The 19,821-nt window shown below is 62.7% G+C and carries 22 protein-coding genes and 2 pseudogenes; 16 read left to right on the plus strand and 8 right to left on the minus strand.

Annotated elements, in window-relative coordinates:
- Nucleotides 1–9 precede the first annotated feature (9 nt).
- The 7 genes from HN018_RS22450 to HN018_RS22480 all read left to right on the plus strand — a co-directional run bounded on the left by HN018_RS22450 (nt 10) and on the right by HN018_RS22480 (nt 5,028).
- The gene (locus HN018_RS22450; protein ID WP_172443536.1) at nt 10–732 is read left to right on the plus strand and encodes a DUF7168 domain-containing protein; all 723 of its coding nucleotides are present in this window, start codon (nt 10–12) and stop codon (nt 730–732) included.
- Nucleotides 729–1,190 carry a SprT-like domain-containing protein gene (locus HN018_RS22455; RefSeq protein WP_239479398.1) on the plus strand — a complete coding sequence of 154 codons (462 nt, stop codon included), beginning with the start codon at nt 729–731 and terminating at the stop codon, nt 1,188–1,190. The genes HN018_RS22450 and HN018_RS22455 overlap by 4 nt, the downstream gene beginning before the upstream one ends.
- Nucleotides 1,190–1,753 (plus strand): exonuclease domain-containing protein, encoded by a 564-nt coding sequence (locus tag HN018_RS22460; RefSeq protein ID WP_172443537.1) that lies wholly within the window; start codon nt 1,190–1,192, stop codon nt 1,751–1,753. The genes HN018_RS22455 and HN018_RS22460 overlap by 1 nt, the downstream gene beginning before the upstream one ends.
- Nucleotides 1,753–1,899, plus strand: coding sequence for a putative quorum-sensing-regulated virulence factor (locus tag HN018_RS29515; protein ID WP_408886830.1), 147 nt, complete (start codon nt 1,753–1,755; stop codon nt 1,897–1,899). Before HN018_RS22460 ends, HN018_RS29515 begins: the two co-directional genes overlap by 1 nt.
- A 123-nt stretch (nt 1,900–2,022) precedes the next feature.
- Nucleotides 2,023–2,481, plus strand: coding sequence for a hypothetical protein (locus HN018_RS22470; protein WP_171835758.1), 459 nt, complete (start codon nt 2,023–2,025; stop codon nt 2,479–2,481).
- A 218-nt stretch (nt 2,482–2,699) separates the two neighbouring features.
- On the plus strand, nt 2,700–2,969 hold the full coding sequence (locus tag HN018_RS22475) for an HU family DNA-binding protein (RefSeq protein ID WP_171835757.1): 270 nt from the start codon (nt 2,700–2,702) through the stop codon (nt 2,967–2,969).
- 124 nt (nt 2,970–3,093) lie between these two features.
- A complete protein-coding gene (locus HN018_RS22480; protein ID WP_171835756.1) occupies nt 3,094–5,028 on the plus strand; it encodes a DEAD/DEAH box helicase in 1,935 nt (644 codons plus the stop codon).
- A 264-nt stretch (nt 5,029–5,292) separates the two neighbouring features.
- On the opposite strand, the gene HN018_RS22485 is transcribed toward HN018_RS22480, so the two are convergent.
- Nucleotides 5,293–5,475 (minus strand): hypothetical protein, encoded by a 183-nt coding sequence (locus HN018_RS22485; RefSeq protein ID WP_171835755.1) that lies wholly within the window; start codon nt 5,473–5,475, stop codon nt 5,293–5,295.
- Nucleotides 5,476–6,000: 525 nt separating this feature from the next.
- Here HN018_RS22485 and HN018_RS22490 point away from each other — a divergent pair.
- From HN018_RS22490 to HN018_RS22500, 3 genes are all read left to right on the plus strand, one after another.
- Nucleotides 6,001–6,345, plus strand: a complete 345-nt coding sequence (locus HN018_RS22490; RefSeq protein ID WP_171835754.1) for a hypothetical protein — start codon at nt 6,001–6,003, stop codon at nt 6,343–6,345.
- Nucleotides 6,346–6,514: 169 nt separating this feature from the next.
- Complete coding sequence (locus HN018_RS22495) at nt 6,515–9,415, plus strand: ligand-binding sensor domain-containing diguanylate cyclase (RefSeq protein ID WP_172443539.1); 2,901 nt, start codon at nt 6,515–6,517, stop codon at nt 9,413–9,415.
- Nucleotides 9,416–9,550: 135 nt separating this feature from the next.
- Complete coding sequence (locus HN018_RS22500) at nt 9,551–9,760, plus strand: response regulator (protein ID WP_172443540.1); 210 nt, start codon at nt 9,551–9,553, stop codon at nt 9,758–9,760.
- Nucleotides 9,761–9,862: 102 nt separating this feature from the next.
- Here HN018_RS22500 and HN018_RS22505 read toward each other — a convergent pair whose 3' ends face one another.
- The gene (locus tag HN018_RS22505) at nt 9,863–10,057 is read right to left on the minus strand and encodes a hypothetical protein (RefSeq protein ID WP_172443541.1); all 195 of its coding nucleotides are present in this window, start codon (nt 10,055–10,057) and stop codon (nt 9,863–9,865) included.
- Nucleotides 10,058–10,219: 162 nt separating this feature from the next.
- Nucleotides 10,220–10,938 (minus strand): annotated as a pseudogene (locus HN018_RS22510) (IS5 family transposase); the annotation flags it as partial.
- A gap of 145 nt (nt 10,939–11,083) precedes the next feature.
- Here HN018_RS22510 and HN018_RS22515 point away from each other — a divergent pair.
- From HN018_RS22515 to HN018_RS28790, 4 genes and pseudogenes are all read left to right on the plus strand, one after another.
- The gene (locus HN018_RS22515; RefSeq protein WP_171836555.1) at nt 11,084–11,794 is read left to right on the plus strand and encodes an IS6 family transposase; all 711 of its coding nucleotides are present in this window, start codon (nt 11,084–11,086) and stop codon (nt 11,792–11,794) included.
- 145 nt (nt 11,795–11,939) lie between these two features.
- The gene (locus HN018_RS29520; protein ID WP_408886831.1) at nt 11,940–12,164 is read left to right on the plus strand and encodes a transposase; all 225 of its coding nucleotides are present in this window, start codon (nt 11,940–11,942) and stop codon (nt 12,162–12,164) included.
- Between the two features lie 40 nt (nt 12,165–12,204).
- A pseudogene (locus HN018_RS29525) lies at nt 12,205–12,381 on the plus strand (transposase); the annotation flags it as partial.
- A 113-nt stretch (nt 12,382–12,494) separates the two neighbouring features.
- On the plus strand, nt 12,495–12,764 hold the full coding sequence (locus HN018_RS28790; RefSeq protein ID WP_239479400.1) for a hypothetical protein: 270 nt from the start codon (nt 12,495–12,497) through the stop codon (nt 12,762–12,764).
- 504 nt (nt 12,765–13,268) lie between these two features.
- Here HN018_RS28790 and HN018_RS22530 read toward each other — a convergent pair.
- The 3 genes from HN018_RS22530 to HN018_RS22540 form a co-directional block, all read right to left on the minus strand.
- Nucleotides 13,269–14,401 (minus strand): IS3 family transposase gene (locus HN018_RS22530; protein ID WP_171836553.1). Its coding sequence is split into 2 segments (ribosomal slippage): nt 13,269–14,155 and nt 14,155–14,401, totalling 1,134 coding nucleotides; the frame shifts between segments, so codons are not numbered across the junction.
- 1,093 nt (nt 14,402–15,494) lie between these two features.
- Nucleotides 15,495–15,713: a helix-turn-helix domain-containing protein gene (locus tag HN018_RS22535; protein ID WP_239479401.1), complete on the minus strand. Its 219-nt coding sequence runs from the start codon at nt 15,711–15,713 to the stop codon at nt 15,495–15,497.
- A gap of 3 nt (nt 15,714–15,716) precedes the next feature.
- Nucleotides 15,717–16,007 (minus strand): hypothetical protein, encoded by a 291-nt coding sequence (locus HN018_RS22540; protein WP_171836552.1) that lies wholly within the window; start codon nt 16,005–16,007, stop codon nt 15,717–15,719.
- 127 nt (nt 16,008–16,134) lie between these two features.
- On the opposite strand from HN018_RS22540, the gene HN018_RS22545 reads away from it, so the two are divergent.
- Both HN018_RS22545 and HN018_RS22550 read left to right on the plus strand, forming a co-directional pair.
- Entirely contained in the window at nt 16,135–16,731 is a 597-nt protein-coding gene (locus tag HN018_RS22545) for a chemotaxis protein CheB (protein ID WP_239479402.1), read from the plus strand.
- Nucleotides 16,732–17,730, plus strand: a complete 999-nt coding sequence (locus HN018_RS22550) for a sensor histidine kinase (protein ID WP_171836550.1) — start codon at nt 16,732–16,734, stop codon at nt 17,728–17,730. It begins immediately after the preceding gene.
- 105 nt (nt 17,731–17,835) lie between these two features.
- On the opposite strand, the gene HN018_RS22555 is transcribed toward HN018_RS22550, so the two are convergent.
- Both HN018_RS22555 and HN018_RS22560 read right to left on the minus strand, forming a co-directional pair.
- Nucleotides 17,836–19,161, minus strand: a complete 1,326-nt coding sequence (locus HN018_RS22555) for a PAS domain S-box protein (protein ID WP_172443542.1) — start codon at nt 19,159–19,161, stop codon at nt 17,836–17,838.
- Nucleotides 19,162–19,297: 136 nt separating this feature from the next.
- Nucleotides 19,298–19,819 carry a hypothetical protein gene (locus tag HN018_RS22560; protein ID WP_171836548.1) on the minus strand — a complete coding sequence of 174 codons (522 nt, stop codon included), beginning with the start codon at nt 19,817–19,819 and terminating at the stop codon, nt 19,298–19,300.
- Nucleotides 19,820–19,821: the final 2 nt, after the last annotated feature.

Below are 19,821 nucleotides of genomic sequence, written 5' to 3' on the forward strand. Positions count from 1 at the left end.
ACCACACGCTTGAGCCAGGACACTGAACTCGTTCGGGTCAAGGCGCGGATCAAGGCGCTCACCGAGTGGACGATCGCCCGCGGCTGCACCGAGGCCGAGGCTATGGCGGCAGCCGACATGGTGGGACGGCTGCTCGAGCGCTACGCGCTCAGCATGGAAGAGATCGACATCCGCGATGAGCCCTGCATACGGATCGAGGTGCCGCTGCGCGGGATCCGTCGCCGGCCGATCGATGCTTGCGTGCCGGCGATTGCAGCGTTCTGCGACTGCAAAGTCTGGCTGTCGCGTGACAGAAGTCCACCGTCCTACGTGTTTTTCGGCTTTGCGACCGACACTGCTCTGGCGGCCTACCTCTACGCCGTGATCGAGCGCGCCATCCACAGCGACAGCCAGACCTTCCGATCCGCGAGGCCAGCGCTTGCCGGCACTGCCTTGAGTCGCGCCACCTCGAGCTTCCAGCTGGGCATGGCGGCGCGGATCGCCGAGCGGTTGGTGGACATGCACGATGATCGGGAGGCGAGCGTGGCCACGCAGCGTCCGACCGGCTCAGCCCTGACGATCGTGCGGCACCAGGTCGTAGAGGCAGCCTTTCGAGCCAGTGGGCCGAGGTTGCGGGCCATGCCGGGCCTGACGCTGCACAACGACACCGCCTTCCGCGTCGGGCGCCTGGCCGGAGAGCGGGTCAACCTCAGGCGGCCGGTTGAGCAGGACGACCAGAACCGTCTGGCATGATGACGGGACGCGATGAACAGCGCAGCCGGGTCTATGCGTGGGAGGATGAGATGGTCGTGCCACGCGATCCCAGCCTGATCGCCTACGGCGCGGCTCAAGGAATGGTGGACGCGATCTGGTCTGAGCTGGGTCTGCGCTATCCGCCGCGCGTCGAGCCTCTGCCGAAACAGGCGACGACGCGGATGGCGGATGGATCCCGCCTTACCCTCCGTCTGCCCGCGCAGACGCCGTCCTGGTGCCTGCTGCACGAGTTGGCGCATGCCCTGACCAGCACCCATGACGGACACTCGGATCAGCACGGCCCGGTGTTTGCCGGGATCTACGTGCAACTGCTCGTGCGGTATCTGCGGCTGCCGCAGCCTTGGCTGCTGGCGACCCTCGAGAGCGCGGACGTGCAGGTGGACATGCGGGCGCAGCCGCTGTTCGTCGACACCGCAGCCTTTCAGGCTCAACTGTGATGCGGCTGCGCGTCATCGACATCGAGACCACCGGCACGGCGCCGCCGGCCGAGATCATCGAGTTCGGCCGGGTCGACCTGCACGACAGCACGGGCTCCTGGCAGATCGACCGGCCGATGACGCGGCTGTACCGGCCGTTGCACGGCATCCCGCCGGAAACGATGGCGGTGCATCACATCACCGAGCACGATTTTAATGCGGACACCCCGGTGTGCACCGGCGAACGGCTGCGGCTGGCGGTGTGGGCCGGTAATCCGCCGGATGTTCTGGTGGCACACAACTGCGCCTTCGAGCAGCTGTTCGTCGACGTCCTGCACACCGACGCCCTGCCCTGGATCTGCACCTACAAGGTGGCGCTGCGGCTGTGGCCGGACGCACCAAAGCATTCCAACCAGGTGCTGCGCTACTGGCTCGGGCTGCCGCTTGATGCAGGTCTGGCGATGCCGCCGCATCGTGCCGGCCCCGACGCTATGTCACCGCGCATCTGCTGCTCCGGATGTTGGCGCTGGCCAGCATCGAGCAGATGGTCGATTGGACCAGCCAGCCAAAGCTGCTGCCCTTGATGCCGTTCGGCAAGCATCACGGGACATCCTGGCCGGAGCTTCCGCTCGATTATCTGCAATGGCTCGTCCGGCAGACCGAAATGGATGCGGACGTGATCTATTGCGGACGTCGAGAGATCGAACGGCGGCAACAGGCAGAACCGTAGGGTGCACGAGAACGTTTCGTCATAATTAATGGTAATGCTTTGTTTATTGTTGCTTCGGATTTAGCATGGTTTGCGACCCTTCCTGCGAATCGCTCGCTTCACCTTCGAGAACCGGAATCATCCATGGCTCGCACCGCGACCTCAACAAGCTCCTCTAAAAAGATTACTCCGACAGATGCGGCAAAGAAGCCGCGTGGCCGACCGCCCGGCTCGAAGAACGGCGTGCGCGCGACAAGCAAAGCCAAGGCACCCGCGGCCGTAAAGCGCGCCGCCGTGCGCAAGAGCGCGCCGGCTGCACCGAAACTCAACAAGGCCGAGCTCGAAGCTCACGTCATCAAGTTGGAGCGAACCATCGACCGGCTGCGCAAGCAGGGCGCTGAGATGAAGCAGGCTGCCAAACTATCCACTGCCAAGCCAGCCGCAGCTCCTGTGGAAGCCGCCGTGAAGAAGACGCGACGTGCAAAAGCCGTTGCCGAGGCACCGACGCCGATCGCGAAGCCACGCCGTGCAACTAAGAAGAAGTCAGAGATGCCGGCATCGGCCGCTGACAGCACATCGGAAAGTGCCGACGCCGATATCTGATCGGGCACGATGACGACCAGCGGTAATTCCCTAGGACCGTTGGCAAAGGGGAGTGGCATCAAGCCATTCCCCTTTTTCTTTAGCTTCTTGCCAGACGTTCCATGGTGTCAGCCGCGGTGGCTCAGACAGGGAAAGATGCGGTGCCTGGTTGAAGGTGTTAACTTGATCGTCGTGGGTCAAGCTTCTATCAGCGACTTTTGCATCAGAACACCAGACAGATGAGCAAAGCTTTTATCGCAGCGACGTTGCAGGATTCGACCGGCTGCACCGGCGTCGCCGCCAACCTGGCAGCTGCCGAGCTGATCGCGGCGATCGTCTCGGAAATGAAAAAGGAGGGCGGCTTCACCCTGCCCTCGTTCGGCACCTTCACCGTCAGGAAGACCAAGGCGCGCAAGGCGCTAAACCCGCGCACCGGAGAGCCGGTCAAGGTCAAGGCCGGCAAGACCGTCCGCTTCAAAGCCAGCCCGAAACTCAAGAAGGCCGTCTGACCGTTTTGCGCCGGCCGGCACCGGCCTTGATCCAGTGAGCCAGGCCGCGCCGTCGACCTGAACAGGAAGCAGGCCAACGTGGTCGGCCTGGACAGCGGAGTCTGCGTGACTCAAGATTCCGCCGATGACGTCGTCCCGGCCACTCCGCACCCATCAGCAGCGTCTGGCCAATCTGGTGGCGGCGATGGCAGCCGGGGAGACCACCGCACGCGACATCCTGGCCGCGGTCACGCCCGGCGGCGGCAAGTCGCTGCTGCCGGTGATCGCCGCGGCTCGGCTGATCGAGGCCGGCCTCATCGAGCGCGTCTGCTGGATCGTGCCGCGCGACAGCCTGCGCCTGCAGGCCGAGGAAGCGTTCACCGATCCGGTCTGGCGAAGTGTTCTCGGACACCGCCTGTCGGTGCGAGCGGCCGACAACACCGCTGATCCCAGCCGCGGCCTGGCTGGCTACATCACCACCTACCAGGGTGTGGCCGCCGCCCCTGACCTGCACCTGCGCGAGATGCGCCGGTATCGGACCCTGCTCGTGGTGGACGAGGTGCATCACCTGCCGGCCCTGGCCGACACCGATCCGGATGCGGCAGCACGTGCAGCCGGAACGGACGAGGAGCAGGCCAGCGCCTGGTCGCAGGCGATTCTGCCGCTGCTGGAGTGCGCGACGGTCCGGCTGCTGCTGTCCGGCACGCTGGAGCGGGCGGACGGCAAGGCGATCCTGTGGCTGCCCTACCGCAAGGGGGTGAAGGCGCGCACCCGCGAGATCGAGCTCGACGCCCCTGGCTGGGCGGTGATCGGCTACTCCCGTGCCCAGGCCCTGCTCGAGCGCGCTGTGCTGCCGGTGACCTTCGGCGCGCTGGATGGCGAGGCCCGCTGGCGGGACGAGGATGACACCGAGATCGGCCCGCACCGGCTGGCCAACCTGCATCCGGACGAGACCACCCGCCCCGCCCTGTTCACAGCACTCCGCACCGGCTTTGCCGAGACCCTGCTGCACGAGGCGTTCATCGCCATTCGCGACGTCCGCGCCCGACGGCGGCAGGAGCGAGACCTCCAACCGGGTGCCGCGGCCCGCGGACTGGGCAAGCTGCTGGTGGTGGCGCCGGATCAGGCGATGGCCAAGCACTATCTCGGCGTGATACGGCGCTGGATCCCGGCCGCCCAGGCAGAGGAGACAGCGCAGCTGGCCACGTCGGACACGCCGCGGGCGCACCAGATCCTGGCCAGCTTCCGGCTCAGGCCGGAGCCGTCGATCCTGGTCACGGTGGCCATGGCCTATGAAGGCCTGGATGCACCGGACGTGGCGGTGGTAGCCGCCCTCACCCACATCCGCTCGCGCGCCTGGCTGGAGCAGATGGTGGCGCGCGCCACCCGGGTGGATCCACATGCCGGTCCCTACGAGACGCAGCAGGCGCTGGTGTTCCACCCCGATGATCCACTGTTCGCGCTATTCCGCCGGCGGATGGAGTATGAGCAGGGCACGCTGGCGCGGCCGAAAGCCAAGCGAAAGCAGAGCGCCCTGCCCTTGTGGCTGCTCGACCAGCTGCCGCCGGCGCGGGAGGGCATCACGCCGCTGGACAGCAACGCGCTGGCGCTGCGCTTCGACACGCTGCGGCCTGGACCGGAGCTGGCCCTGAAGCGTCCCGAGCAGGAGGCGGCGCAGGCGGAGCTGCTGGAAGCGCCGTCAGTGGCCGAGCGGCGTCTGCGGGCCCGGTTGGGGGAGATGGTGGCGGCACAGGCGGTCGAAGACGAAGCCGGTCGTGCTGGCTTCAAGGGCGGCACGGCGGGTCCCGGGCTCTACCACCGCTACAACGCGGTGCTGAAGCGCATGACCGGCAACAAGAACCGGGCGCAGATGACGCTGGCGGAGCTGGAGGCGGCAATCGGCTGGCTCGAGCGCAACCAGTTGCAGGAGCATCTGCACCTGCTCGATGACGACCCGCGCTACGCCTGGACGGCGCGGCAGCGTGGTGAGTGGAGGCCGCCGGTCGGGCGGCTGACACGAACAACGACAGACGCGAAACGGGCGCCATCGGCTTATGCAGCGACAAAGCGATCCGGATGATGTCGGATGAAGGTCAATCGCGGCACAGGCTCGCCTCTTGCCGTGGCCTGATTAGTTCACAATGCCTGATGCAGGATCTTCCTAGTTCGAAAGGAACGATATTATGTCCAGTAGAAGTTCACAATCACTCGTGAGCGAAATCAAACGGTGGGCGGTTTTCGCTCGCAGAAACCAAGGATGTACTGAGCACCTTCCGAAGATGGTTTATTTGACGAAGTAAATGCCGCATCTTCAATCCTGCCCGCCCCGCGGTTCGCAACAGCGTTACCATGATGAGAGCTTTTGATAAGCGCATACAATGCCGGTTCGAAAGCCGCCAAAGGTCTCGAGGGCTTGGACGCAATTCTTGATGGCGGCCTTCTTCGGGCTGATGCCGGCGATGTCGACAAATTTATAGGCATCACGAGCGTGGCGATCTTGAGGAGCGCCATGCGCATTATAATGCATATTTCACGGCTCCCGCACCTCGGAGACGGCGAACGCCGAATTTGACGCCGATACTTTCGCTGCCTGCGAGGTCAGCGTGGCAGAGACTGGCGAGGAAGCTTTCGTTTCGAAATCGGCCCACGTGGTCCAGGACGTCGTGGTGCAGAAGGATGTTGACGAGTCGGCCGAACGGTTCACGACACTCTGCGTCGTGAGGAAGTTGAAGTTGTCGACCCGACGATCGCAGCTGCTGAAACGACAACGAAGCGTTTTGGCATCTAATCAGGATCCTGCCGGACGAAAGATCGTCGGGCAGTGTTTTTTGGCGTTCCCCTAAAACAACTTAAGCTACTTGATCTATGCACGAATTGATCGTGTCACCCGCCTGTAAAGTGCCCGATGAACATTAGGCGTTCGCCGCCACAGCCACTACCCAGAGGTTTTCGGCGCGGTAGCACATCGTGCCGCCACCGATCCAGGCCCGCGATAGTCTATACCTTGCTTTGGCTCGGACATCAGGTCCGCAGCCGCACAAGGACTCGGACTATGACCGCCAGAACCGTATTATTCTTTCAAGCACTTAGCGCGTCGCTGACGATTGCTGGGGGGCTACTGCTTTCCGGATCGTCGGTTCCTCCGACAAGCCATGAGGCAAGTATACACCAGGCCTTCCGTCTCGCCGACATTGATCCTAAGATCTTCCATCATTGGCCGAACGTGCACGCGACCACGACTGTCGCCGACGTTGATCCCGCGATCTTCCACCACTGGCCTCAAGCGGCGACAACGGTGGCGGACGCAGATCCTAAGATCTTTCATCATTGGCCGAACGTGGACGCGACCGTGACAGTCGCCGATATCGATCCGTCGATCTTTCATCACTGGGGCTGAAGTCTCATCGCACCCCTGGACCAACCATAACCCGTCGTTTGAACTGCGCCTTCTCGCCGAAAGGTGAGAAGGCGCTTTCTCAATCCTGATGCAGTGGATACTCTAGCTCTTCCAATGAGATCGTCGCCGTCGAATTGTCTTATATTTGAGCGCCGGGTGAAAACTGTTGATGCGGATGGTCCTCGCTTTCCATATGGCCCGCTATAGCTACAAACTCGTCTTCCTGCTCAGCCTTTTGCTCTGGGGCTACTCTGGCAGTCGGGCAGTGGCCCAACAGATCGCGTTCCAGTCCTATGGCAAGGCGGAAGGGCTTACGAACTCCTGGTTCTCTTGCCTGCACCAGGACCGGTCTGGCTACGTCTTCGCCTGCACCGAGCATGGGCTCTATGTCTATGACGGGCGGCGCTTTTTCAACTTCGGTCCGAAGCAGGGGCTGCCGGACGGCGGCATCGCCAGCGGCCTCACATTTGATACGCGCGGTCGGCTGATCGTTCGCTACCCACACAGCATCTTTGTTTCAACCGCACCCATCGGACCCCACACCCCGCCAACCGCCCTGACCTTTGAGGCCGCCATCTCACGGGTTGGGCCGATCCCTAGCGACAGCGCGGGCGGAATAGTCTCTTGGAACGGCGGCGCTGTTTTCGCCGGCCAAGGGAGTCTGTATCGCGTCCGGACCGACACCAGCAGTGGACGGCCCCTGGTGGAGTTCGCCGATGGGTTCCTCCGGCAATCAGGGGTTCCGTTACAAGACCCGTCCCCTCTCGCCGCCCGCGACTCAACCCTCTGGGTGGTTCGATCGGACGAGTCGATCTGCGGATTCGGCACAACCTCGGCGCGCTGTTTCGGTCCCGCTGAGGGTCTGCCGTCCGACAGCTGGGTGGCACTGCTGCTGACGAAGGACGGTCACGTTCTGGCACGCTCCGCCTCCCGTCTGGCAGACATCGATCCCAGGACGGGCCATGTTGACGTGTCGCTGCTGCCTGACCAAGGCGGACGTTACGCGAACTACCCACAGAGCCTTTTGTTGGCGCTGACACCGTCCGGTCGGCTGCTGACTCAGTCCTCCACCGGCCTCATGATCCGCGGCCCCACCGGCTGGAAGACGCTCACCACCGAAAACGGCCTGCCGCAGGTGCCGATCCTGACGTTGATGTTCGACCGCCAGGGCGATCTATGGCTCGCCGTACTCGGACGCGGGCTTATGCGAGCCCTTGGCTATGGCATGTGGGAGAACCTGGACCACCACGACGGCTTGGCCGACGACGTGCTCTGGCAAATTGCTCGCCAGCCGAACGGGCCGCTCTGGGTTGCTTCTGACGGCGGCATCGACGCGATCGGCGGGCCGCCGGGGGTGACTCTGGCACATCGGCACTACGACAAGGCGGCATTCTCGATCGCGCTGGATGCGTTCGGCCACCTTTGGCGGTCCGTCGGGTCGGCCGCCGTCGCCTGCATCACGCTCACTACCGGGCAGATCAGCACATATCCGCTGCCGCAGGTCAGCCAGATCCTGCATGGATCGAAGGCCCGGCTCTGGTTCATCACAGAGAAGGGCGTCTACATCGTCGACAGCGCTCCCGCACCGACGGCGCCACAGCCGATCGCCGGCCTGTCGGGGTCCGTGACGACGGCGGTTGTCGCTCCCGACGACAGCCTCTGGGTGCTTCGCGGCCAGGATTTATTGCACCGCCACGCCGACGGCTCGATCGTCTCTATTCCTCTACATTGGCAGCAGGCCGACTTCGAGCCGCTGACGCTGACGGCCGGACCGGCGGGAGTGGTCTGGGTCGCAGGGGCCGGCGGCGGGCTCTACCGGCTGCAGCTGGACAGCGACAGGATCGTGTCGAGCACCCGGTTCCAGCCACCCGACGTTATTTCCAACAGCATTGTCTCGCTGCTGGTCGACAGCCGGGGCTGGCTGTGGGCCGGGACCGACAACGGAGTTTCGGTCTTCAACGGTCGGCGCTGGGCGTCCGCCACCACTGCGGATGGCCTGATCTGGGATGATCTGGACCAAGGTGGCCTGCTGGAGGATAGCGACGGCTCGATGTGGATCGCTACCAGCCACGGACTGTCGCACCTGCTCGATCCGATGCAGCTGTTCATGAAGGAAAGCCTGAAGCCGGTCATCACTTCCGTCACCGTCGGCGAAACGGCTTTCCGCGAGCAGGCGGTGCCCTACACGCGGGATGCCTTCTTCATCCAGTTCGGCGTGCTCAACTTCCGCGCGGGCAGTATCGTCCGCTTTCGTTATCGCCTTGATGGTGTCGACAAAGGATGGGCTGACACCGCGAGCGGCTACGCCCGCTATCCCTCGGTTCCCCCGGGACATCACCGGTTCGAGCTCGTTGCCTACGACCCGCTGGCGCATCAGGTTTCGGCACCCGTATCCGTCCTGCTGCGCATCAGGAAGCCGTGGTGGCTCTGGTGGCCGCTGCTGGCCCTCTATCTCCTGGCCGGAGCAGGTTCCGCCTACTGCGTCTTGCGGCTGAGGGTCCGCCTTCTTGTCCAGCAGAGGCAGGCACTCAAGCGCGAGGTCGAACTGCGCACAGCTGAAATCCGTGAGGCCCAGGCGACGGACAGCCTGACCACGCTGCTGACGCGGGGCGAGATACAATCCAGGCTCGTCAGGACGCTCGCCCAGGCGGATCGAACATCCCAGGTCGCGATAGGCCTGCTGGACATTGACCACTTCAAGGGAATCAACGACCGCTATGGCCACCTGGCCGGTGACGAAATCCTCAAGGAAATGGGGCGTCGCCTGAAGCTGGCGTTGAAGCCGGGTGAGTATGCTGGCCGCTACGGTGGAGAGGAGATCCTGATCGTGATCGAGGCTGAACAGGTCCCAGAGGTCAATCGAATCCACCTTTTGAACATCGCGACCTGCGGCGAGCCGTTTGACGTGGATGGCGAGGTTATCAAGGTAACCTGCAGCATCGGCATGGCGCATGAGCATGCACGCGACGAATGGAAGTCGCTGGTCGGTCGCGCAGATAAAGCACTCTATCAAGCCAAAGCCGAGGGCCGTGACCGGATCATCGTGTCTGTCCGGGACGCGATGATCTAGCAGGCTGCTGACATTCAGGTGTGAAGATCGCGCTGATCTGGTCCTCTCCTCCTATGGGATAGGGGTATAGGACGCCCAAGACGGACGATCAGACTACTAGTCCTGATTGAACATCCTGACCAAATTAGACTGGTCGTGACCGATATCAACATGCCTGACTTCAATGGGTTTGATGTCGCTGAGCGGGCCCGTGAACGCCATCCAGGCCTGCCCATAGTTTTCGTCACCGCACTTGCAGACCAAGTCTACGCCCCGGTGAACGAGGAACCGTTCCATTGCTTTCCGAAGCCGTTCGCACTCCAAACATTGGTTACGACGGTTGACGAGATGCTGGCTGGGCGATGACCACCGAGCGCTGGATACCTGGGCGCTTTAAGGTCTCTTTCGTGCGTCTCGATGGCGCTTCTGCTGCCTTGCAATCAATGCGTCCAACCGACGAGAGGCACCCTAGTTGTGCGGAGCGGCGGCGATCGCCAGTCGGCTTTCCCGCGGCACTGGCGCGAAGCTCTCAAGCAACCGGGCGTAGTCAGCTTCGGTGAACAGGAGCTTGCGTCCATTCCGACGGTGCGTTGGGCCGCCACCGCCGGTCGGGTGCTCGACGATGTGGGCAAGCAGTCTGGTCTGGCTGACCTTGCCGTGCAAGCGTTCCAGCACCTCGGAGAGGAGCAGAAGGTCTTGTGGGGCGTTCGAAGCTATCGGTCCAGCACCTAAGAGCGCCTTTCAAAACCTCTTCTGCAGCGTGTTGAAGCAGATCAATGAGCAGGCGAGAGCGGTGAATGCGTGGTGGATATCGCTTCTGCGCTCGTAGCGCGTGACGAGCCGGCGGTAGCGGTTGATCCACGCGAAGGTCCGCTCGATGACCCACCTGTGTCGGCCCAGCTTCTGGCTGGTCTCGACGCCGCGCCGGGCGATGCGGGGTGAGATCCCACGGCGGCGGCAGGCCTGGCGGCAACGTCGGTGATCGTAGGCCTTGTCGGCGTGCAGCTTGTCCGGCCGGTGTCGTGCCCGGCCCGGCTTGCCGCCGATCGGCAGGATGCTGTCGAGCAGTTCCTCGAACGGCATGCTGTCGTTGGTGTTGGCGCCGGTCAGTATGAAGGCGAGCGGGATGCCGCTCCGGTCCGTGACGAGATGGCGTTTCGTGCCGAGCCTGCCTCGATCGGTCGGGTTTGGCCCTGTCTTGTCGCCCCCCTTTTTGCAGCCAGCGATGCGCTGTCCAGGCAGGCCCGGCTCCAGTCGATCCGGTCGGCCGCCCGCAGCCGACGCAGCAGTTCGCGGTGCAGTGCATCCCACACGCCCGCCTCTTGCCAATCCCGCAAGCGACGCCAGCACGTGATGCCCGAGCCGCACCCCACCTCAAGCGGTAGCATCTCCCACTGGATGCCGGTCCGTAGCACGAACAGGATCCCGGTCAGCGCCGCCCGATCCGGTACCCGCGGCCTGCCGCCCCGCGGTCGTGGCGGAGGCACGGGCAGCAACGGCTCGATGATCGACCAGAGGGCGTCGGAGACGAGAGGAGAAGCCATGTCTCCTCATGAATCAGATCGCCGGGCAGTACAAGGTTTTGAAAGGCGCTCTAAACCTTGAGTTCGTCCAGCCAGCCCCTCGCATCGGCAAACGGCATTGTCACGATAACTGGCCTTCAGCTGCGGTCCTAGCCAGGATAGCTGGATGAAGACGTCGCCTGATCCGCACCATCGTCACCGCTTTCCGGCCGAGCTCATCAGCCAGGCCGTGTGGCTCTATCACGTGTTCAGCCTGAGCTTTCGAGACGTGGAGCTCCTGCTGGCCGAGCGTGGGGTCATCGTCTCCTATGAGAGCATCCGGCGATGGTGTCTGAAGTTCGGCTCGCATTTTGTGGGCCGCATCCGTCGACGGCGGCCTCGCCCGGGGGACAAATGGCACCTCGATGAAGTCTTCATCCGCATCCAGGGCGAGGTGCGCTATCTATGGCGCGCTGTCGACCAGAACGGCGTCGTGCTGGACATCCTGGTGCAAAGTCGCTGGGATGGCACAGCAGCAAAGTGCTTCTTCAAGCGCCTGTTGAAAGGTCTATCTTATGCGCCCCGCGTCGTGGTGACGGACCAGCTGAAGAGCTACGGGGTGGCGAGACGCGAGATGCTGCCCGACGCCGAGCACCGCGAAAGCCGTTACCTGAACAACCGGGCCGAAAACTCTCACCGTCCAACCCGGCGGCGAGAGCGGCACATGCAGCGCTTCAAGTCGATGCGGCAGGCACAGCGTTTCCTCTCCGCGCACGCCTTCATCTCCGGGCACTTCCGACCGCGACGCCACCTGATGACGGCAGACCGCTATCGTGCGATGCGTGCCAAAGCTTTCAAAATATGGACACAGGAAACATGTGCCCAAAGCACCGGGTGATCGTGCCAACCCAATCGGTCCAAGCCTACTTCCAAACTCCACCAGTTAATGTGACAATGCCGCGGGGAGGTAGCGTCGCCCGCATAGGCCGGATACGTCGCGAGCATGCCGTTCAAGCACAACGCAGCTGTCCGGTTGGAATGTACTGCGTCGGACGACACGTGGCGGTCAGCCGCTCTACTCCGATGCAGCGATCGAGCTGGTGCTGACGCTGAGGCTGGTCTTTCATCTGGCGCTGCGTCAGGCCGAAGGCTTCGCCCGCTCCGTCCTGCGCCTGCTTGGCCTGGACCTGTCGGTGCCGGACCATACCACGCTCAGCCCGCCGCGGCCGGGCGTTCGCCGGCCGCCAGTCTCGGACTGCCCAGCATGACGGGCCGATTCAGGTCGTTGTGGACAGCACCGGACTGCCGATGTTCGGCCAGGGCGAATGGGACGCCGAGAAGCACGGTCGCACTCCTCGGCGATGGCGCAAGCTGCATCTGGCCATCGACGCACAGACCGGCGAAATCGTGGCGCACGTCCTGACCGATCTTGATGTGGGCGATATCACCGCGGTCCCGGTTCTGCTGGAGACGGTGGAGGGACCGATCGCCAGCGTGATCGCCGACGGCGCCTATGACGGTGCGTCCGTCTACCGGGCAACATCCCTGCGCCAGCGCGACCGCCACCTGACATCATCATCCCACCCCGCGCGTCTTCGGTGGTCAACGATAACAAGGTCGCTGCCTCGACGGTCCGGGATCATCATGTCCAATACATTGCCGAGAAGGGCCGCATGGCCTGGCAGAAGGCGACCGGGTATGGCCGCCGCAGCCTCGTGGAGACCGCGATCGGTCGCTACAAGCACAGCATCGGTCCGAAGCTGCGAGCAAGATCAACCGATGGCCAGCAGGGCGAAGTCGCCATCGCCGTCAACGCGCTCAATCGGATGATCCGAACAGCAAAGCCCATCTCGGCCCGTCAGACCTGAGCCTCCGCAATGGGGAGGGACATCTCGACGACCTTCCGCTCCGTGCACCAACGCCTGGGGGCACTGCAAGGCCTGAACGCCTACAAGTCATTGCCCATGGTCGGCACGTCGTCCGTTCTGAGGTTCGACTAAACCCCTCCGCACCGACAGATGCTACATTTTCTCCATGACCTCCTTAAACGATGCAGCTTTGACGCAGATTGACGCGGCCGTTCCAGGAACGATCTGGGAGGTTCTACCTGGCGAAGGGGCGCCTCGGCATCCAGTCTGCGGGCGGTATTCAAGCATTACGAAGGCGGTGGCGGCATTGAGAGGTGCCGGCTTCCAATTCAGTGCATATCCCGTCGTCCCAGCTCAGACGCTTAGCAGTCGCTATGGCAGTCGAACAATGTTGCCCTGGACCTTCAAGAACGCCCTTAGCGTCGAGATTGGATTGATCCTGATAGCTCGGGTCTAGACGATAGTCCTTGAGCAAAACTGACCCTGCCCCCAACGCGCCCTCGTTCATAAGCAGAGTCCGTTCTCCGTATGCCCCTGGTTGGGGCGTGTTGCAAAGGCTGCTGGGGTGAGCCCGTCCAGGCTCGTGTGTGGGCGCTCTGTGTTGTAATCGACCCTCCATGCTTCGATGATCCGGCGTGCCGCAGCCAGGCTGCTGAATAGGTGTTCGTTCAAGCATTCATCGCGGAACCGGCCGTTGAAGCTCTCCACAAACGCGTTTTGTTGCGGCTTGCCCGGAGCGATGTAATGCCACAGCACCGAACGCTCCTCTTGCCAGCGCAGGATCGCGTGCGACGTCAACTCCGTGCCGTTGTCGCTGACGATCGTCAACGGACGGCAGCCACGCCGCTCGATGATGCAGTCGAGCTCGCGACCGACCCTCAGGCCGGACAGCGACGTGTCGGCGACCAGGCCGAGGCATTCACGGGTGAAGTCGTCGACGACCGTCAGCACCCGGAACCGCCGCCCGTTGGCCAGCGCGTCGGACACAAAATCCAACGACCAGCGTTGGTTCGCCGCTTCGGGTAACGCCATCGGCGAGCGCGTCCCGAGCGCCCGCTTCCGGCCGCCTCGCTTGCGCACCCCCAGCCGTTCGTCACGGTAGAGCCGGAACAGCCGCTTGTGGTTCAGCCGCATGCCCTCGCGCGCCAGCAAGGTCTGGCCGCGAAGCGGACTGACCAGTCGCCGGTAGCCGAACCGCCGCCGCTCACCGGCCAGCACGCGCAGCCTGGCACGGATCTCGCCTTCGCCGGGTCGCTTGCAGGCATATCGGTAGGTTTTCGGTTCTAGCCCGACCAACCCGCACGCGCGCCGTTGCGAGTAATTCTTCTGTGTAATCGCCCAGGTCACGGCGGCACGCCGTGAGCCAGGCGTCAGAAGTTTTTTGCCAGCATCTCCTTCAGCGTCGCCACGTCCAGCATCTGCTCGGCCAACAGCCTCTTGAGCTTGGCGTTCTCTTCCTCGAGCCCTTTCAGCTTGCGAGCATCAGACACTTCCATGCCGCCGTATTTCGACCGCCACGTGTAGAACGTCGCATCGCTGATGCCGTGCTTGCGACATAAGTCGGCCGCCGTCGCACCTGCCTGATGCACCTTCAGCACGCCAATAATCTGCTCCTGCGTAAACCTCGACCGCTTCATCTGTCCGTCTCCTGCTGACGGATCCTAACTTCAGAACGGGGGCATTTCAGGGGGCAAGGTCAAAACCGACACTTTCGCGGCCTTAGAAGAGTCAGCGCACTTTTTGCTTTAATCTTAGATTTTGGTGCGATAGGCTTTCGGTGTTTCTAGCGCGTCAGACGCCGAACATGAGCCGCCTTCATAGGCTTTTCAGGATTATGCCCGCGGATTTTCCTAATCCTTTTAGGGAAGATCTTCTTCTCCAGGTGCCAGCGTCTAAAATCCGAATTCCGGAACAAGAAGGTCTGACAAAAAGAGAATACGCCTTGGAAATGGAGGCGTATCTGGATGCCATGCGAGAGCGGACGTCTATCAGTTTCCGGCTCGACCGCGCCCGTGCTGTCCAGGTTGGTAGCAAAAGTTACGTCTGGCAGTTAAGCGGAGTGAATGCCGGGGTCTGCCAGCGGTGCCTGTCGCCTCATGACAAGAAATTTTACTGGGACAAACCTCCAACAGGGGGCCATCCGGGCGAAGGCACGTGTTGCGACACTGACTGGTGCCGATTCTGGGCAAAGCCGATTTTAGGACCTTAACCTCTCTGTTGTGGACAACCTGGCTCGCATAACCTGAGCCACTTCGGCTCGATGTTCCGACCCCAATTCTGGCAGCCGGTGCACCGCACCTTCACCAGCGCCATTTCGACAGGATAGAGCTCACCATAACGCTGGATCAGCTCGCCGATCGGCAGCGGCGCCATGCGGCCGCACTTCGAGCAGACAGCCATGGCGATATAGCCTGGGCGGTCGATGGCCCATATTCGAAGGTGGGGTTGGCGGTCTCGGCTTGGACTCATCAGCCGTGAACAGAGCCAGAACGCAGGTATAGAGTCTAGGGCAGGCTTGATTGCCTTCCAATATCAGCCAGCTATCAAATGGAAACCGCCGCGGGCCTTGGCCGCAATCGCCAGTTGAGCGAAAGATGTTGAAGTTGCGATTGTCGAGCCTTCATCCTTCGTTGACGTATAGGGTGTGGATCTTGCCAGCATCAGCCTGCGATCGGTGCCGGTGACGGCTCCAACAACAGCCCACGATCTGTCACATGCACGACGGTGCTGCTACGGTGAGGGGTTTTGAGCGTAGACCAGCTCGACTTGTTCAGGAGCATTCGAGATCACCCGCAGATAGCTGCGCGCCGCAGTGTCCGGCTCTCGTTTACCGGTCTCCCAGTTCCTGACTGCCTCGACCTCCAGGCCATAACGAAGGGCGAATTGCTCCCGGGACAGTCCAATTTTCTGCCGCACATGGCGGACGTTCAGCGTCGTGGACAACTGCACCAGTTAGGCCTCGAAACCCGCCGTATCGAGTTCGGCGACCACGGCGGACGTATCCTCGACGGTCGGGAGTTCGACGGTTGCCTGCCCCGTCTCGATCACAGCCTCGATCTGCCGCTTCGCCTTCAACATGCTCAGCCCGCGGCGGGCCAGGACGAACATGGCCTCGATCGTCCTGAGAGCTGGATGATCCGGCTGGAGGCGGATCGAGAACACGGCGGGTGTACCAGATGCTACACGGTCGATGGCCCGGACGGGCTCCAGTCGGGCGAACTGCTCCTTCGAAGACGAGTCCATCGAACCCCAGTCCCTTCGTAATGGCCTGGACGATCACGAAGTCTCCGTACGCCTCCGCCCGTGTTTGCCCACAATGAGTCTTAAAAAAACGCGCGTAACTTTTCCGATAGACATGTATAATATTTTCGTGAGCGAAACTGGCCTTCCCTTCTTCATCGCGATCGGCGCCTCGGGCGGCGAAGGCATGACCGACATGGTGACCTTGCTCCACTTGCTTCCCAAGCCTGTCCACGCGGTCGTTCTGGCGGTGCTCCATCGGCCGTTCGACAAGATCAGCCACTTGCGGGACATCCTGGCTCGGGGCTCCGGTATGCCCGTGGTAGTCGCCGGGGACGCTGAACGCTTCGTGCCTGGCACCTGCTACATCGGTGAACCGGACGGCCACCTCTCGCTGAGGAGTGACGCCCAGGCCAGCCTGGTCACGGGTCATGACGACAAGCTGCGCAACCGAACCGTGGACACCCTCTTCAACCCAGTCGCGGCCTTCTCCCCCGGCCCGGCCATCGGCATCATCCTGTCCGGCTCGCTGGACGACGGATCTCGCGGTCTAGCCGCTGTCCACGCCGCCAGTGGGGTGACGATGGTGCTCGACCCCCGCGGCAAATGGCCGCCGGGCATGCAGCAGAACGCTATTCAACACGACGGTCCGGTTGATATCGTCGGAACGGCGCACATGATCGCTGAGATGGTCGGACGGGTGACCACCGAAGCGAGGCACCTCTAGATGTTATGGAGCGGATCTGGCGATCTGGTTTGGGATGCCGAGCGGCGGCGCATCGCAACTGACGCGGCCGGCGTTGCCCTCTGGTCATGGAACTTCGATACCGATGAGATCGCACTGGATGAGCGCGCACAGACTCTATGGGGCGTGTCCAGCAACAGGGCGGTTACCTTCGAAACCTTGTCCGCCCGTATCCATCCTGAAGACCTGGACCGCGTAAAGACGGTGTTCACCGCAACCCACAAGATGACCGGCGCCTACGAAATAGACTTCCGCATCCTGCTCGACGACAGCATCCGATGGATTTTGGCTCGCGGCCAAAGTGAAGATGTCGGCATCGTCAACCGGGTAATGTTCGGGGTCTTCCTCGACGTGAGCGACCGCAAGCAGGCTGAGGAAAAGCATGAGATGCTGGCGGGTGAGATGAATCACCGCGTCAAGAACCTGTTTGCGTTGGCATCCGCCCTGACCAGCCTGGCCGCCCGATCGACCGAGACGAAGGCGGAAATGGCCGAGGACCTGACGGAACGGCTGGCAGCCCTGGGACGCGCCCACAGCCTGGTCCGCCCTGGTCCCGGCCAGGAGAACAAGGCGCTGCTCGCCGAGCTGCTGGCCGTGCTGCTCGCACCCTACGATGATCAGACGACGATCAGCCGTCGTCTCCGTATCTCCGTACCGGAACTGCCGGTCGGGGAGGCAAGCGCCACGACGCTGGCCCTGGTCGTCCATGAGCTGGCCACCAACTCGGTCAAGTATGGCGCCCTGTCAGCCGCAAGTGGCACGTTGGACGTGTCCTGCACCGATGAGGACAGTGATCTTGTCATGCTCTGGACCGAGCGGGGTGGTCCTCCCCTTGATCCCTGTCAGAGACCGAAGGGCTTCGGCAGCAAGCTGATCGCGCGGAGTATCTCCTTCCAGCTCGGAGGCTCCATCACATACGATTGGCCACCGCAGGGTGCTGTGGTCACCCTGCGGATCAGCAAGACCTGCTTGGCGAGGTAGTCCTTCAGGCTCTGCTTACAGGTCAGGAGCGTGCGAGATGAGCATGAGGAGTCGGGTTAGCATGATCTGGCACAGTCCGATGCGGGCTTCACCAGACGACCGGCCTCAGGACATATGGCCTGCCCGAAACGAGTCGGCTGGCAGCCAGATCGTGCACCATACGCCATCGGATCGGAATTCGAGCCGGGTCTCTGCCGAGAGTTGGTAGCGCAGCGCGCGTGTGATCAGGTCCGTACCAAAACCGCGACGGTCGGGATCGGCCGGCATCCTGACTCCGCTCTCCTGCCAGGTCAGCACCAGACGCGCGTCTTCGGCAAAATGCCATCGAACCGCAAGCCGCCCATCCGGCTGTGACAGCGCCCCATGCTTGATCGCGTTTGTGGCACACTCGTGCAGCAACAACACCAACGCCTGCACCTTGTCGCCGGGCAGTTCGACGAATGGTCCCTCGGTTGTCGCCTGTCCAAGCCCGTCCTCGCCAACGGCTTCCAATTCGCCGCGCACGATGTCGCCCAGCGACACGAACTGAGTTGGTGTCGTCGATAGAAAGCTTTGCACGCGACCAAGTGCCGCCAGCCTGGCATCAAACACGTCCCGGTCCGACGAATTCGGTAACGTGCGCAATGCGACAGCGCGCGTCACAGCGAGCAGATTACGCGTCCGGTGGTGCAACTCCGCCACCAGAAGCTCCTGCTGGTACTCGAGCTGCTTGCGCGCAATAATGTCTCGCTGAACCGACAGCCAATGCGTCGTCTGACCAGCTGGGTTCTTGACCGGCGTGACCATCCACTCGATGAGGTAGGTGCCTCCGTCCTTCCGATAATTGATGATCTCGCCGATGAAGGTTTCTTCCTTGGCGAGACAGTCCCGCAGTCGATCCAGCACGACGCGGTCCGTCAATGGGCCCTGCAGAAGGCGTGGCGTCTGGCCAAGTGACTCTTCGGCGCTGAAGCCGGTCATGCGGGTGAAGGCCGGGTTGACGTACTCGATCCTGGGACCTGGTGGGTCCAGCTCACAGGATGTGATGACCACGGCATCGCCAACAGCTTCGACCGTGGCCTTGAACAGGGCAAAGCTCTGAGCAGCCTCTGTGTTCGGTGACTGGGGGCTTAAATGTACTATCGTCATGCATCGCGCCTTCGATCGACCGGTAGAGGGATCCCGGGCCGCGCTTGAGAGTTCCGTCACACCTTCGGTCAGGTATGTCCCAGCTTGCGCACAGGCTCCGCGTGAACGGAGATGTGGACTCCTGCCCGGCGGCCGACCGCCTTCACCAGGAGGAACACGGCTCGCTGCGAGAACAGGTAGCCGATACCCGCTGCTTCCAAACGACACAAGCATGCTGGTCCGTTCCAACCGCACAAGGCATTCAACAGAAGAGGCCACAATCAGTAGTGCAAAGGCCTCGAGATCAGCGGCGACAGCGTCCACCTGACTGGCATCTTCTAAGCAGATTTTGGCATTACAAGCCTAAGCTGGCTTTACGCGTCGCCTCTCTGCAGGTCGGCATGGCACACCAGGATTTATCCGTCGCTGCCACAAAGATGAATACCAGTCAGGAAGAGCGTCAGCACCGGCGGCGGCTCGTACGTCGACGCCTGAGCATATGGCCCCCGAGTATGGTCGCTGCCGATGGGACCAGCCCGCGTGCCTCAGCCAGCTCGAGCAGACCGCCGATGCCGATGACGTTGATATCGGCATTCGGCCCGCGCAAGCCGGCAACCTCATGCAGGCGAGGAGTGTCGGTCAGTACCAGCAACTCGATGTCGGCCTCCAGCGCGGCGTTGGCCAGCCATTCGGCGATCGCGGTCAGGCCGCTATCCGAGGGCCAATACTCCGGCTCATAGGTCCAGAGCCGTCGCAGCATCTCGCCGCTTGGAGTTGCATCAACCCGCACCCGTGTGCCCTGTGCCTTGAGCCAGCCCAGCACGGGATCCGCCAGCTTGGGCGAACGGCGCATGAGGTCCATCCGCACCAGGTCGACCAGCACCAGCTGCCGGCCAATCAAGGGCAACAGCGCGAGCTGCCCAAGCTCGATCAGCAGCAGGAGGGATCCTGCATCCGGCAACAGAAGATCAGGATGGTTCATGG

Source organism: Lichenicola cladoniae (assembly GCF_013201075.1).
GTDB lineage: Bacteria > Pseudomonadota > Alphaproteobacteria > Acetobacterales > Acetobacteraceae > Lichenicola > Lichenicola cladoniae.

Excerpts from the sequence above, each read along its gene's own strand:
- HN018_RS22455 (WP_239479398.1), top strand. The coding sequence starts at position 729 with ATGATGACGGGACGCGATGAACAGCGCAGCCGGGTCTATGCGTGGGAG.
- HN018_RS22460 (WP_172443537.1), top strand. The coding sequence starts at position 1,190 with ATGCGGCTGCGCGTCATCGACATCGAGACCACCGGCACGGCGCCGCCG.
- HN018_RS29515 (WP_408886830.1), top strand. The coding sequence starts at position 1,753 with ATGCCGTTCGGCAAGCATCACGGGACATCCTGGCCGGAGCTTCCGCTC.
- HN018_RS22470 (WP_171835758.1), top strand. The coding sequence starts at position 2,023 with ATGGCTCGCACCGCGACCTCAACAAGCTCCTCTAAAAAGATTACTCCG.
- HN018_RS22475 (WP_171835757.1), top strand. The coding sequence starts at position 2,700 with ATGAGCAAAGCTTTTATCGCAGCGACGTTGCAGGATTCGACCGGCTGC.
- HN018_RS22480 (WP_171835756.1), top strand. The coding sequence starts at position 3,094 with ATGACGTCGTCCCGGCCACTCCGCACCCATCAGCAGCGTCTGGCCAAT.
- HN018_RS22485 (WP_171835755.1), bottom strand. The coding sequence starts at position 5,475 with ATGCATTATAATGCGCATGGCGCTCCTCAAGATCGCCACGCTCGTGAT.
- HN018_RS22490 (WP_171835754.1), top strand. The coding sequence starts at position 6,001 with ATGACCGCCAGAACCGTATTATTCTTTCAAGCACTTAGCGCGTCGCTG.
- HN018_RS22495 (WP_172443539.1), top strand. The coding sequence starts at position 6,515 with ATGCGGATGGTCCTCGCTTTCCATATGGCCCGCTATAGCTACAAACTC.
- HN018_RS22515 (WP_171836555.1), top strand. The coding sequence starts at position 11,084 with ATGAAGACGTCGCCTGATCCGCACCATCGTCACCGCTTTCCGGCCGAG.
- HN018_RS22540 (WP_171836552.1), bottom strand. The coding sequence starts at position 16,007 with ATGGACTCGTCTTCGAAGGAGCAGTTCGCCCGACTGGAGCCCGTCCGG.
- HN018_RS22550 (WP_171836550.1), top strand. The coding sequence starts at position 16,732 with ATGTTATGGAGCGGATCTGGCGATCTGGTTTGGGATGCCGAGCGGCGG.
- HN018_RS22560 (WP_171836548.1), bottom strand. The coding sequence starts at position 19,819 with ATGAACCATCCTGATCTTCTGTTGCCGGATGCAGGATCCCTCCTGCTG.